The sequence below is a fragment of the Bacteroides graminisolvens DSM 19988 = JCM 15093 genome, assembly GCF_000428125.1.
GTDB classification, from domain to species: domain Bacteria; phylum Bacteroidota; class Bacteroidia; order Bacteroidales; family Bacteroidaceae; genus Bacteroides; species Bacteroides graminisolvens.
The window spans coordinates 1-14,220 of sequence record NZ_ATZI01000013.1 but is presented as its reverse complement, the minus strand read 5'-3'; the positions used below and the strand labels follow the sequence as shown (position 1 = coordinate 14,220).

The following is a 14,220-nucleotide window of genomic DNA, read 5'->3' as shown; positions in this document are numbered from 1 at the left end:
GTTTTTATTTATATATCAAACGTCTAACCAGTCGGATTATTTCACCAATCCAAAGTACTAAAGAAGAGGTTGCTATAATAACAACCCATGTTTGGAAGTTCAACGGTTCTGTGCGGAATATATCACCACCGAACTGAACAATACAGAACTGTCCTCCTAATATAGCAAGTACAACCAATTCCATTCCATACGATTTGCTCAATCCCTTGAATGCAGAATCAGTTGTTCCAAACACACGAGCATTAAACAGGTTCCAAAACTGCAACATAACAAAAAACGTAAAGAAGATGGTTAGGTCGTGAACAGACATTGCACCTGCAGCATCTGTAAAATAGAAGATTAACCCCATTAAAACAGCCAAGAAGATAGTTCCTACTCCAATGATGTTATATCGCATTGGTTTAGTGATGATAAAGTCATCACTTTTGCGTGGTTTATCATTCATCACTTTTTCACTGGGCGGTATAGAAGCCAGCGCAAGGGCTGCAAAAGTATCCATTATTAAATTGACCCATAGCATTTGCGTCACAGTAAGTGGCAGTTCAGTTCCCATAAAGGCACCGATCAAAACAATCAGGAGGGCCACAAAATTGATGGTCAACTGAAACACAATAAAACGCTGGATATTTTTATAGAGCGAACGTCCCCACATCACAGCTGTGCCAATACTATTAAAAGAATCATCAAGCAATGTGATATCGCTCGCTTCTTTGGCAACAGAGGTTCCTGTACCCATAGAAAGTCCCACTTGTGCGTGATTCAACGCCGGTGCGTCATTTGTTCCGTCACCTGTCACGGCCACCACTTCGCCCTTCTGCTGAAGCAATTGCACAAGTCTTTGTTTATCAGTAGGACGTGCACGAGACATGATCTTCAAATCTCTTACTCTTTCCAGCGCTTCCTCATCAGTCAGTTCAGCGAAAGCAACTCCCGTAATTCTATTCCGCTCTGTATCTTCAGCAGTCCACAAACCAATTTGACGAGCAATCTCTGTAGCTGTTCCCGGAGTATCGCCTGTTACAATTTTAATTCCGATACCGGCCGACTGGCATTTAGCAACCGCAGCAGGTACATCATCACGAATAGGGTCAGAGATAGCTACAACTCCAAGAAAATTTAAATCATTGGCTGAAACTAAGGCAACACAATCAGCATCCTCATTGTCGTCAACTATTTTATAGGCAAAGCCCAGCGTACGCATTGCCATGTTTTGATAAGTCATAAGTTGCTCATCAATGGTCTTTTTATAGTCCTGAGCACTGACTTGTCCATCCGACAACACAACTTCCTTGCATTTACTCAACACAATTTCCGGAGCACCTTTTATATAAAGCACTTTTTTGCCAGTCTGACCGGAGTGCACTAAAGTGGCCATGTATTTTCTTTCCGTTGAGAAAGTTAGCTGATCAATCACTTTGGATTTTTCTCTTATAGCAAGATAGTCTCTTCCTAAGCTATTCAACCACAGAAGTAAGGCTACTTCAGTAGGATTACCTACTCCTTTTAGTTTTCCTTGTTCTTCAGAATCCTCCAAAAAAGCCGTTGAGTTTACACTAATACCTTCTGATACAAGTTTGCTTGTAAAATCGTCTCCCAATACTTTGGCTTCTTTTAAAGCATAAAATTTGGGTTCGTGAACTTGCATCAGATTCTGGGTAAGCGTTCCCGTCTTATCAGTACAGATAACTGTAATAGCTCCCATTGTTTCGCAAGCATGCATTTTACGAACTAAATTATTCGTAGCCAACATACGTCGCATATTTAATGCAAGGCTCAAAGTGACACTCATTGGTAAGCCTTCGGGTACCGCTACAACGATTAAGGTAACCGCCATCATAAAATACTTAAGTACGATTTGGGCGATATCAACATAAGAGTGCCATCCGTTAATTTCGTTTGCGCCTATGTAATGATATAAATCTTTGGTTACAAAAATCAGGAAAGTAGCAATAGCAATAGTAAAACCAACTTTACCAATCAGATTAGCCAACTTGGTTAATTGTATATTCAAAGGAGTGGGTTCAGTGCTTTGTTCCGTACTCTGACGTGCAACCTTACCTATTTCAGTTGCATCACCCACTTTAATCACTTTCATCATGCCGTGACCATCAACAACTGTTGTTCCTCTCATAACCAAGTTTGATGAATAGGTTGCTTCAAGATCAAACTCGGCTTCATTCGTTGTTTTTTCTACAACAGGCTCTCCTGTTAGGTTTGACTCATTGACTTGCAAGGATAATGCCTCAATCAGTTCTCCGTCTGCCGGAATCTCTTCTCCTGTCTCAAGAATAATGATATCGCCAACCACAACATCTTTGCGAGGAATCTCGCGTACTTTTCCTGCACGGATTACTTTAACAAGCGTTTCTTCGTTAACAGCATTAAGCAAATCGAACTTTTTATTTGCATCATACTCAAAAAAGAATCCGATACCGGTAGCAAGCAATATCGCAAAGATGATACCAATCGTTTCTGCAAATTCCTGTTCAATAAAAGAGATGATTAAAGAGAAGATAGCTGCAACAAGAAGTACTTTCACAACCGGATCTTGGAACTTCTCAAGATAAAGCTTCCACAAAGAGGGTCTTTTGGGAGGTGTTAGCAAATTATCACCATACTTTGCTCTGTTTATTTGAACTTCATCCTCGCTTAGGCCTGAATGATAATAAGTTTCATTTGTTGTAGTCATACTAGATCACATAATTAAAAGCACAAAAATACAACATAAAATCGGTAATTCGTGCAGATTAATGCTTTTTATAAAATCAGAAAGAGGCCGATTACCATTAAACAAAACCAGCTATTATCTGTTTAACTGATAAACCAAACGATAAAATTATGAAATACCTTTGTACAGCTTGTGACTACGTTTATGATTCGGAACTAGGCGATCCGGACAGTGGAATTGAACCGGGTACTCCATTCGAAGACATACCTGAAGATTGGGTTTGTCCGCTTTGTGGGGTAGGAAAAGAAGATTTTGAGCCTTTAGACGAGTAAAAAATGATTTCCCCTATGCTAGCTATTTTGCATAGGGGAAATACTCTATTTAGGAAGCTTTCTTTTCTTTCATATCGCTACTAGCCTCAACCACATTCACAACATAGTCGCCCAGTTTTTCGCACTCGCCAATGATATCCATATAGTAAACTCCCATCTGGTAATCATACTCTTTATTATTCACATCAAGGATGTTCTGATTCTTCAACTGATTTCGATAATTATTTATCTCATTCTCAATGTTAAATGACTTATTCACATCAATGCTGTGTTGTTCGGGCTTTTCAATAACCAATATCATTTGCGAAAGAGCCTCAGCCGTCATATTCATCATAAAATGAATGTGCTCATATTGCTTTTCTGTGAAGTCTTGATTCGTTTGACGCTTGCGGTTAATTGTTCTGGCCAAGTTGTAACAGCTGTCGCCAATGCTTTCAATTTCAGTAACTTCACGTAGCATGGAACGAATCTGCAGCTTACTTTCAGAGCTTAACCTACCTTCAGAAACCTGATTCAGATAGTTCGCAATTTCCAGTTCCATGTTATCACTTATATTTTCGTACTTTTCTATACGACTAAAAAGCTTATTGAAATCATCATCCTTTTCTGTGTGAAGCAAGTCTTGCACCATACGGAACATACGGAAAGTACGCTCTGAATACAGATGAATCTCTTTGCGTGCCTGCAGGATAGAAAGTTCGGCAGTCGACAACATACCACTCGAAATGAATCGCAGTCGGTATTCTTCATCGTCTTCCTTTTTGCGTATGATCAGGCACACCGTCTTCTCTATCAGCTTAACAAACCAAATCATGATGCACACATTACAAATATTGAATGCCGTATGAAATGCAGAAAGTTTAAATGAAACTGCCACTTGAGGATCACTTGCCATATAGGTATCTACAAAATAAGATATCATTCCGGTAAACGGATAGAAAAGAACCAGCATCCACAGAACACCAAACACATTAAACATGAAATGAGCCAACGCGGCCCGCCGGGCAGAAGTATTAGCCGTTAATGCAGCTAGATTAGCTGTAATGGTAGTTCCTATATTTTCGCCCAAAACCAATGCTGCTGCCAGTTCGAAAGGAATCCAGTTCATGGAGCACATCACTAAAGTAATTGCCATCGTGGCACTGGACGACTGAACGACTATGGTTAGTATACTACCCAGCAAGAGGAATAATAAGATCGACAGATACCCCATGCCCGTATAATTCTGTATGAAAGCAAGCATTTCGGGATTTTCTGCTAAGTTCGGTACATTGTCTTTCAGATAAGCAAGCCCCATAAACAAAAAAGAGAATCCAAAGATAAACTCACCCAGAGATTTTCGGGTACTCTTGCTCGAGAAAATAAGCGGAATAGCTATGCCTAATAAAGGAAGTGCAAAAGATGAAACATCGACTTTAAAACCAAACAATGAAATAATCCACGCCGTAACGGTTGTCCCGATGTTTGCCCCCATTATCACACTGATGGATTGCGTCAGCGTAAGCAAGCCTGCATTCACAAAGCTTACTACCATGACCGTTGTGGCAGAGGATGACTGTATCAGTGCCGTAATCATCAATCCGGTAAGTACTCCGGTAACACGATTCGTTGTCATCGCCGTTAATATACTACGCAACCTGTCACCGGCTACTTTTTGTAATCCTTCACTCATAATTTTCATTCCGTATAGGAACAGACCCAAAGAGCCTATGAGCATTAAAAAATCATAAAAAGAATATTGCATCTTTAATTCGATTGATGGTTATTTGCCTTATAAACAATTTCGCAATATATTTATCCGTCTAATTTACTCATTAAAATATAATAAGCATGAAACAGAAAATACAAATACATTGCAAAAATAACAAAATTACTAAAGAAGTACCTATAGGAAGCTCACTTTTAGAGATATACAATAGTCTGGATTTCAGATTACCCTACCCTGTTGTAAGTGCCAAAGTCAACAACCGATCCGAAGGATTAAACTTTAGAGTATACAATAATAAAGACATCGAATTCCTTGACATAACCGACCCGTCGGGTATGCGCACGTACGTACGTTCCCTTTGTTTCATCCTATTTAAGGCAGTAAGCAAGTTATATCCCCATGCAAAGGTATACATGGAGCACCCTGTGTCGAAAGGATATTTTTGCAATCTGAAATTAGGACGTGATATCCTTCCCGATGATGTTGAACGCATCAAGGATAAAATGCGTGAAATAATAAAAGCAGATATTCCTTTCAAACGCACAGAATGTCATACCACAGAAGCCGTAAGAATATTCAATGAGAAGGGTATGGATGATAAGGTGAGGTTACTTGAAACATCCGACTCTATTTATACTTATTACTATACCTTAGGAGATACAGTTGATTATTATTACGGTAATTTAGTTCCAAGAACCGGTTATATACAGCTTTTCGATTTAGTAGAATATTACGACGGATTATTGCTGCGCATCCCTAACAAAGACAATCCCAATGAACTAGAGAAAGTAATCAAGCAGGAAAAAATGCTCGATGTATTCAAGGAATACCTTCAATGGAGCAAAATCATGGACATGAACAATGCCGGTGATTTTAATCTTGCATGCGAGAAAGGATACGCAACAGACATGATTAATGTTGCCGAAGCTCTTCAAGAAAAGAAAATAGCCCAGATAGCCGATACCATTTTTCATAAAGGAGAAAACGGGAACAGGGTACGACTGGTTCTTATTGCGGGGCCTTCCTCTTCAGGGAAAACCACTTTTAGTAAGAGATTATCCATCCAGCTGATGACCAATGGACTTCGTCCGTACCCCATCTCCTTGGATAATTACTTTGTGGACCGTGAACAAACGCCTCGTGATGAGCATGGTAATTATGATTATGAGTCTCTATATGCACTCGATCTCGATCTTTTCAATAATCAACTGGAAGCCTTATTAAAGGGTGAAGAAGTTGACTTGCCACGTTTCAACTTTTCGTTAGGAAAGAAAGAATATCCCGGTGATAAACTTAAAATAGATAACAATACCATTCTTATATTGGAAGGCATACATGCATTAAATCCTGAACTCACATCGCACATTCCGGATGCAAAGAAGTTTAAAATATATGTTTCGGCATTAACGACCATATCACTTGACGATCATAATTGGATTCCAACAACTGACAATCGCTTGTTGCGCCGCATCATACGTGATTTCAATTACAGAGGGTATTCAGCACAAGAAACCATATCGCGATGGCCCAGTGTAAGAGCAGGTGAAGATAAATGGATTTTTCCGTTTCAGGAAAATGCCGATGTCATGTTTAACTCGGCTTTGTTGTTTGAATTTGCAGTACTAAGAAGTTACGCTGAACCTATATTAATGAATGTTCCGCGCAATAGCGAAGAATATTGTGAAGCCTATCGCTTGCTTAAATTTATCAAATACTTCGCCACAGTACAAGACAAAGAAATTCCTCCAACTTCATTATTGAGGGAATTCCTCGGAGGAAGTAGCTTTAAATATTAACTAGAGTGAATGATTGTTTGTATTCTAAGGTTAATGATCACTTTGGAATACAAACAATACACCTTAGTGTTTCAATCTGGGTGCTAGATACTGATTGAAAATAATGCCCACTACAATCAGTAAAAGACCTGCATAAGTAGTCCACACGACCTGTTCTCCAAGAACGAGATGAATAAGAAACAAAGACAAGAAAGGGGATAAATAGCACATCTGGTTTACCAATGTGGCATTGGAGGTCAACTGAATAGCCATTCCAAAACACACAAAAGGAATACCGATTTCAAAAGCTCCGACATACATACCCGACAGCAACGCTTGAATAGGTAATACAACCGGTTCCATCCATAGTGAGGCAATAAGAAGATATGCACTACCAAAAAAGAAAGTAACCGTCAAAGCGATAATAGCATCTACCTCTTTTCTTTTATTAGAAACCATCCAATAACCGGCCCACAAGAATGCACTTAAAAAAGCCAAAAGAAAACCTGTAACAGAGAACTCTAGTTTATCAGACAAGCCCGTGCCGGCTGAGATAAGGACTACACCTCCCAAAGAAAGCAGCATCCCCACATACTTAATTTTGGGAATGGATTGCCCCGCAAATAATGAAAATAAGATTAACAGCAATATGGGCCATGAATAATTGACAGGTTGCGCCACCTGTGCCGGAAGTAAATCATAGGCACGAAACAGCACCAAGTAATAGGTCACGGGATTAAGGAGACCCAGCAGCGCAAACCATCTCCACTGCGAAGCTGACAGGTTCTTTACCCCTTTCCATTTATTTCGGGCAAGCAAGGTAAATAAAAAAATAAGGAAAGCAGTACAAGAAGCCACCAATAAAAGTTCAAACGAACTTAAGTACCTTAAAGCTATTTTAAAAGCAGAGGCAACCGTTGACCAGCTGAGAACTGCTATTGCTGCATAAACGATTGCCTTATTATCTTGAGTCATATATTATCTTAATTCTTCCACCTCATCGGCTGTCAACGGAATCTTCTTGCCTAACCTGCGAGCTCCTGTTTCTGTAATCAAATAATCTTCTTCATTACGAATACCTCCAAAGTCTTTATAAGCTTCTACCGCATCGTAATGAATGAAATCATTAAATTTCTTCTGCCCTTTCCAAAGGTCAATAAGCTCAGGAATGAAATAGATACCCGGTTCAATGGTATGCACAAAACCACATTCCAGTTCTCTGGCCAGACGAAGAGATTTACGACCAAACAAAGTGCTCTTTGGCTTTCCGTCATAACCTACCCAAATTTCACCTAAGTTTTCCATATCATGCACGTCGAGTCCCATCATGTGTCCCAATCCATGAGGATAGAACAAAGCATGCGCTCCTTCACGAACAGCATCATCGGCATTTCCCTTCATGAGTCCCAACTGTTTCAAACCTTCTACCATCACACGCGCAGAAAGATCATAGACGTCAACAAAAGGAACTCCCGGTCTTAGCGCTTTCACTGATTCCAGATGCATCGCAACCTGCAAATCATATATCTCGCGCTGACGCGTAGTAAATTTCTTATCAGCAGGAATCGTGGACGACATATCACCGGCATATCCCATAGCGGTTTCTGCTCCGGCATCAATTAGAAACAGATCGCCGCTTTGAACCGTATTGTCATGGTAATGATTGTGGAGTGTCTGTCCGTTAACCGTTGCAATGGTAGGAAAAGATAAATCACCTCCTGCCGCAAAGGCAACTGCTTGTATGGCCGATGCTACTTCATACTCTTTCATTCCCGGGCGAAGCATTTTCATGGCAGCGATGTGCATGTCGGCCGTTATATTACAAGCTCTTTCTATTTCGGCAATTTCTTCTTCAGACTTGTAGCTTCTTTGTTTCACAATGGCACGAATAAAATCGACCGATCCTTCCTGACGACCCAGCGGAATGCCCAGCCATTCCTGAAGTTTCAATTTATGTTCTGCTCTGTAAGGAGGAAGGTAATGAATTGCCTGCCCTTTCTGAACAGCTTTATGCAAATATTCGGTTAAAGAATCAGAAGGCAAAGTACATGTTATGCCCACCCGCTCGCTTTTTTCCTTCAACGTTGGCTGAGTGCCCATCCATACAATATGGTCAATGGTCAGTTCATCTCCAAAAACAATATCTTTATCATTATCAATATCAATCACAGCAGATAAACCGGCAAAAGAAAGACCGAAGTAATAGAGAAAGCTGGAGTCCTGACGATAACGGAAAGTGTTATCTTCATAATTCAAGCCCATATCATCGTTACCTAGAAATAAAAGTATTCCAGAGCCTAAACTCTTTTTGAGCAACGCTCTGCGTTGCACGTACGTCTCTTTAGAAAACATAATGTTCCGTTTTTAAGTTAGTGCAACAAAGATAACCGTTTTAAATCAAAATTAGATAATTACCCCTTGACGATTCTCAATTAAATTAATTACTTTTGTAGCAAGATCAACGATTGAAAAAGTAACATTATGGCACAAGGTTCCCGTCAGGTACAATCGCAAGTACAACAACAGGTTCAAACTCTTTCGCCACAGCAAATCTTAGTAGTGAAGCTGCTCGAGCTTCCGGCTGTGGAACTAGAAGATCGTGTGCGTGCCGAGCTTCTGGAAAACCCCGCTCTTGAAGAAGGGAAAGAGGAAACAACTGTCGACGATCTCTCTGAAAATGCAGAAAATGATCAGTCGGACAATGAATATGATTCATTAGGCGATTACCTGACCGAAGACGATATTCCCGATTATAAATTACAGGAAAGAAATAAGTCAAAAGGAGAGCAGGCCGAGGAAATACCTTTCTCGGACACTACTTCTTTTTACGAAACACTGCAAGAACAACTCCGTGAACGAAACCTCACCGAGCATCAGCAAGCGTTGGCCGAATATCTTATCGGCTCTCTTGATGATGACGGACTGTTGCGCAAAACATTAGATAGCATTAGCGATGAGTTAGCCATTTATGCAGGTGTTGATGCCAAAGAGCAGGAATTGGAAGAGGTGTTAAGCATCATACAAGATTTCGATCCTCCCGGATTGGGAGCACGAAGTTTGCAAGAGTGCTTGCTTATCCAGATAAAGCGCAAGGAACCGTCATCTTTACAGCAAACGGAATTAAACATCATCGAGAAGTGTTATGAGGAGTTTACCCGTAAGCATTGGGATAAGATCATTCAGCGGCTCAACCTCAGCGAAGAAGAGTTTGAAGCCGCCATCAATGAAATCACCAAGCTAAACCCCAGACCGGGAAGCTCTCTCGGAGAGGTGATTGGCCGTAATATGCAACAAATTGTACCTGACTTCATTGTTGAAACGTTCGATGACGGAAGCATAGTGCTTAGCCTGAATAATAAAAACATGCCCGAACTCCGCATGAGTCGTGAATTCAACGATATGCTTCAGGAACATACCTATAATAAGGCCAACCAGACAAAAGAATCTAAAGAAGCCATGCTCTTTTTGAAGCAGAAAATGGATGCCGCTCAAGGTTTTATTGATGCCATCAAGCAAAGACAAAACACGTTGCAAACTACCATGGAGGCAATTATAGACTTACAACGTCCTTTTTTTCAGGAAGGAGATGAATCGCTGCTTCGCCCCATGATTCTGAAAGACGTGGCAGAGCGGACAGGGCTCGACATCTCCACCATTTCACGTGTTAGCAACAGCAAGTATGTACAAACAAATTTTGGTATTTACTCACTGAAATATTTCTTTAGTGACGGTTATACCACAGAAGACGGAGAAGAAATGTCGGTACGTGAAATACGTCGCATCCTGAAAGAATGCATTGACAGCGAAAACAAGAAGAAACCATTGACCGATGATGAATTGGCCGATATATTGAAGGAGAAGGGCTATCCTATAGCCCGCCGAACAGTAGCCAAATATCGTCAGCAATTAAACATACCGGTAGCCCGGCTAAGAAAATAAACAATTCAACTTATGGAAGAACATATTATTGCAGACAGAACATTGATCAAAACAGCACGAATTGTTTCGGCCGTTTTCACGCCGTTTTCAATCCCGTTTGTTGCTTTCCTTATTTTATTTCTGTTCTCGTACCTAAACATTATGCCTTTGGCATATAAGCTCATCGTGCTGGGCGTGGTGTATTGCTTCACCATCTTAATGCCCACGCTAACCATTTTCCTTTTCCGGAAAATCAATGGTTTTGAGGCGAAAGATCTTACCGACAGAAAAAAGCGCTATGTACCCTATCTGCTTACCATCATCTCTTACGTGTTTTGTATGCTGATGATGAGAAAGCTGAATATACCCTGGTACATGTCGGGCATCATACTGACTGCTTTACTAATGATGCTTATCTCTATTATACTGAACTTGAAATGGAAACTGAGTGAACACATGCTGGGCATGGGTGGCATTGTAGGAGGGGTCGTTTCTTTCAGCGCCCTTTTCGGATACAACCCGGTGTGGTGGTTATCCCTGTTTATACTTATTGCAGGAGTGCTGGGTACAGCCAGAATCATATTGCAACACCACACACTGAGCGAGGTACTAACCGGTTTTGTGGTAGGATTTATCTGTTCACTGCTCGTGTTGCACCCCATTGCCAATATCTTATTTCGAATTTTCTTATTATAATTATAAACCCTAAAACTAAGTATTATGAATTTTCCGGAAGAACTAAAGTATACCTCTGAGCACGAATGGATTCGTGTGGAAGGTGAAGTTGCTTACATTGGTATAACAGAACATGCACAGAACCAATTGGGCGATATTGTGTTTGTAGATATACCAACGGTAGGTGAAGAACTGAACGCCGGTGACGTTTTCGGAACCATTGAAGTAGTGAAAACCATATCCGACTTGTTCATGCCGGTAAGCGGAACAATCTTGGAACAGAATGAAGCGCTTGAGGAGAAACCTGAACTGGTTAATCAGGATCCCTACGGTGCCGGATGGCTTATTAAGATCGAGCCATCGGCTGATGCCGACTTCAGTGTTTTACTTGACGCTAAAGAATATAAAAAAACCATTAATGAATAAACCAATCGTATGACACCAATTGTTAGTATTATCATGGGCAGCACGTCTGATCTTCCCGTAATGGAAAAGGCGGCACAATTACTCAATGATTTGCATGTACCGTTTGAAATGAATGCTCTTTCGGCTCACCGCACACCGGAAGCTGTAGAAGAGTTTGCCAAGAATGCACATCTCAGAGGTATAAAGGTTATCATTGCAGCTGCCGGGATGGCTGCTCATTTGCCGGGAGTTATCGCAGCATCGACACCACTGCCTGTTATTGGCGTTCCTATAAAATCATCCCTCGATGGCATGGATGCCTTATTGGCCATTGTACAAATGCCTCCGGGCATTCCCGTGGCTACAGTAGGAATAAACGGTGCACTCAATGCGGCAATTCTTGCGGTCCAGATGTTATCTCTGGAAAACAAAGAATTAGAAACCAAATTCATTGCTTACAAAGAAGGACTTAAAAGGAAGATCGTTAAGGCCAACGAGGAGCTGAAGGAGGTTAAGTTTGAGTTTAAAACTAATTAAATGGATTTATTCAACTATTCCCGTAGGGAAACGTCTGTGGTTCATGTGGGGAACGTGGAAGTGGGAGGAAGTAACCCCGTTCGCGTTCAGTCAATGACCAATACAGCTACGCAGGACACAGAAGCCTGTGTAGAACAAGCAAAAAGAATTATTGATGCGGGGGCCGACTATGTGCGGCTTACCACGCAAGGAGTCAAGGAGGCCGAAAACCTCAGGAACATCAACGCTGAACTCAGAAAACAAGGGTACTTGAACCCGCTGGTGGCCGATGTGCACTTCACGCCTAAGGTGGCGGATGTGGCTGCTTTGTATGCCGAGAAAGTGCGCATCAATCCGGGTAATTACCTGGATGCTCCGCGGACATTCAAGCAAGTTGATTATACTGACGAAGAGTATGCCGTTGAATTACAAAAGATACGTGAACGTTTGGTTGAGTTCTTAGCTATTTGCAAGGAAAACCACACGGCCATTCGTATCGGTGTAAACCACGGTTCCTTGTCAGACCGCATCATGACCCGCTACGGCGATACGCCCGAAGGGATGGTTGAATCTTGCATGGAGTTTCTTCGTGTGTGCGTAGAGCAAGACTTTTCTGATGTCGTTATTTCGATAAAGGCGTCAAACACTGTCATCATGGTGCGCACTGTACGCTTGTTGGTCGATGTGATGGAAAAGGAAGGAATGAAATTTCCCATTCATCTGGGCGTAACCGAAGCAGGTGACGGTGAGGACGGTCGCATCAAGTCGGCCTTGGGAACAGGAACTCTGCTGGCCGACGGATACGGAGATACCATTCGTGTATCGTTAAGTGAAGAGCCGGAGTTAGAGATACCGGTTGCCCGCAAAATTGTTGATTACATTGCTCAGCGTGCTGACCATCCGTATATTCCGGGAGTAGCCAACGATTCGTTTAATTTCTTGTCGCCCGTAAAAAGGGAAACAACTTCCATACGAAACATCGGTGGCGACAACGTGCCGGTGGTAGTAGCCGAAAGGCTTGACGGGAAGTTTGAGACGAACGATCAATTCATGCCCGATTACATCTATGCTGCCAAAAGCATTCCCGCCACACTGGAAAACGGTCCCGACTATATTGTGGATGCCGATGTGTGGGCAGAAGAAAAGGAGAAGTTCGAAGCAGCCGGAAAGAAATGCTGGCCTGCATTCAGTCACAACCAGCTATATGCAGTAGGGGCTTGTCAAGCGGAACTTAAGTTTTTGTTTATCCCGTATATGGCTCTGACCGATGAAGCAGTAGCCTGCCTCAAAGCACATCCGGAAATCGTTATCTTGTCTCAGAGCAATCACCCCAACCGCATCGGGGAACACCGTGCGCTGGTTCATCAGTTAATGAATGAAGGCTTAAAGAATCCGGTGATATTCTTCCAGCATTACAGCGAAAACGATGTAGAGAACTTGCAGGTTAAATCGGCTATTGATATGGGCGCTTTGATACTCGACGGATTGTGCGACGGTATTTTCCTCTACAACCAAGGAACATTAACCCATGCGCAAGTAGATGCAACTGCATTTGGCATCTTGCAGGCCGGTCGTGTCAGAACCAGCAAAACCGAATACATCTCTTGTCCGGGGTGCGGACGAACGCTTTTCAGCTTGCAAAGTACCATAGCCAGGGTCAAAGCCGCTACCTCTCACCTCAAAGGACTGAAGATAGGCATCATGGGATGCATCGTTAACGGACCGGGAGAAATGGCCGACGCTGATTACGGATATGTGGGCGCCGGAAGAGGGAAAATAAGTCTCTACAAGCAGAAAGAATGCATTGAGAAGAACATTCCCGAAGAAGAAGCGGTCGACAAATTGATTGCATTGATCAAAGCGAATGGAGACTACCACGAAGAAGAAAAGTAAACTGCGATAAGCATTACACGCCAAACAGTACCTCTTACTATAAACTAAAGAGGGTGTGTCAAAACAGGCACATCCTCTTTTTTTTATGCGCAAAGCCCAGACTTTCGCAAGCCCGGGCTTTGTTATTTCCTAAAATCTTTGTAACTTTAGGCATAAGTTTTTCGTTATGGCAAAGTTACATTTTCGTCCTTACACTCCCAACCAAACAGTTCTTTTTCCGCAAAGAATCGATGAAGATATTGCTGATAATGCTCCTGTTCGCATAGTCAATGCGATTGTCGATAGTCTTAACCTTGATAATTTCAAGAAACTATACAAGGAAACGGGTCG

General features: G+C 41.8%; 11 protein-coding genes and 1 pseudogene. 8 read left to right on the top strand and 4 right to left on the bottom strand.

Annotated elements, in window-relative coordinates; all coding sequences use genetic code 11:
• Positions 1-4: 4 nt before the first annotated feature.
• On the bottom strand, positions 5-2,689 hold the full coding sequence (locus C511_RS0109410) for a calcium-translocating P-type ATPase, PMCA-type (protein WP_024996940.1): 2,685 nt from the start codon (positions 2,687-2,689) through the stop codon (positions 5-7).
• 149 nt (positions 2,690-2,838) lie between these two features.
• Between C511_RS0109410 and rd the strand changes: the two genes are divergently transcribed.
• Complete coding sequence (rd, locus tag C511_RS0109405; RefSeq protein WP_024996941.1) at positions 2,839-3,000, top strand: rubredoxin; 162 nt, start codon at positions 2,839-2,841, stop codon at positions 2,998-3,000.
• A gap of 49 nt (positions 3,001-3,049) precedes the next feature.
• Here the strand turns inward: rd and C511_RS0109400 are convergent, their stop codons facing one another.
• On the bottom strand, positions 3,050-4,744 hold the full coding sequence (locus tag C511_RS0109400; protein WP_024996942.1) for a Na/Pi cotransporter family protein: 1,695 nt from the start codon (positions 4,742-4,744) through the stop codon (positions 3,050-3,052).
• Between the two features lie 86 nt (positions 4,745-4,830).
• Between C511_RS0109400 and C511_RS0109395 the strand changes: the two genes are divergently transcribed.
• Positions 4,831-6,504, top strand: a complete 1,674-nt coding sequence (locus C511_RS0109395) for a nucleoside kinase (RefSeq protein WP_024996943.1) — start codon at positions 4,831-4,833, stop codon at positions 6,502-6,504.
• 63 nt (positions 6,505-6,567) lie between these two features.
• Here C511_RS0109395 and C511_RS0109390 read toward each other — a convergent pair whose 3' ends face one another.
• Together C511_RS0109390 and C511_RS0109385 are read right to left on the bottom strand one after the other, a co-directional pair.
• The gene (locus tag C511_RS0109390) at positions 6,568-7,458 is read right to left on the bottom strand and encodes a DMT family transporter (RefSeq protein WP_024996944.1); all 891 of its coding nucleotides are present in this window, start codon (positions 7,456-7,458) and stop codon (positions 6,568-6,570) included.
• Between the two features lie 3 nt (positions 7,459-7,461).
• Positions 7,462-8,835 carry an aminopeptidase P family protein gene (locus C511_RS0109385; protein WP_024996945.1) on the bottom strand — a complete coding sequence of 458 codons (1,374 nt, stop codon included), beginning with the start codon at positions 8,833-8,835 and terminating at the stop codon, positions 7,462-7,464.
• 129 nt (positions 8,836-8,964) lie between these two features.
• On the opposite strand from C511_RS0109385, the gene rpoN reads away from it, so the two are divergent.
• The 6 genes and pseudogenes from rpoN to C511_RS17900 all read left to right on the top strand — a co-directional run.
• On the top strand, positions 8,965-10,422 hold the full coding sequence (gene rpoN / locus C511_RS0109380) for an RNA polymerase factor sigma-54 (RefSeq protein ID WP_024996946.1): 1,458 nt from the start codon (positions 8,965-8,967) through the stop codon (positions 10,420-10,422).
• 12 nt (positions 10,423-10,434) lie between these two features.
• Positions 10,435-11,097 (top strand): membrane protein, encoded by a 663-nt coding sequence (locus tag C511_RS0109375; protein ID WP_024996947.1) that lies wholly within the window; start codon positions 10,435-10,437, stop codon positions 11,095-11,097.
• 24 nt (positions 11,098-11,121) lie between these two features.
• Complete coding sequence (gcvH, locus tag C511_RS0109370) at positions 11,122-11,502, top strand: glycine cleavage system protein GcvH (protein WP_024996948.1); 381 nt, start codon at positions 11,122-11,124, stop codon at positions 11,500-11,502.
• A 9-nt stretch (positions 11,503-11,511) separates the two neighbouring features.
• Complete coding sequence (gene purE / locus C511_RS0109365) at positions 11,512-12,018, top strand: 5-(carboxyamino)imidazole ribonucleotide mutase (RefSeq protein WP_024996949.1); 507 nt, start codon at positions 11,512-11,514, stop codon at positions 12,016-12,018.
• On the top strand, positions 12,019-13,890 hold the full coding sequence (locus C511_RS0109360; RefSeq protein ID WP_027318083.1) for a 4-hydroxy-3-methylbut-2-en-1-yl diphosphate synthase: 1,872 nt from the start codon (positions 12,019-12,021) through the stop codon (positions 13,888-13,890). It abuts the gene before it with no gap.
• Positions 13,891-14,056: 166 nt separating this feature from the next.
• Positions 14,057-14,220, top strand: a pseudogene (locus C511_RS17900) (IS5/IS1182 family transposase); the annotation flags it as partial.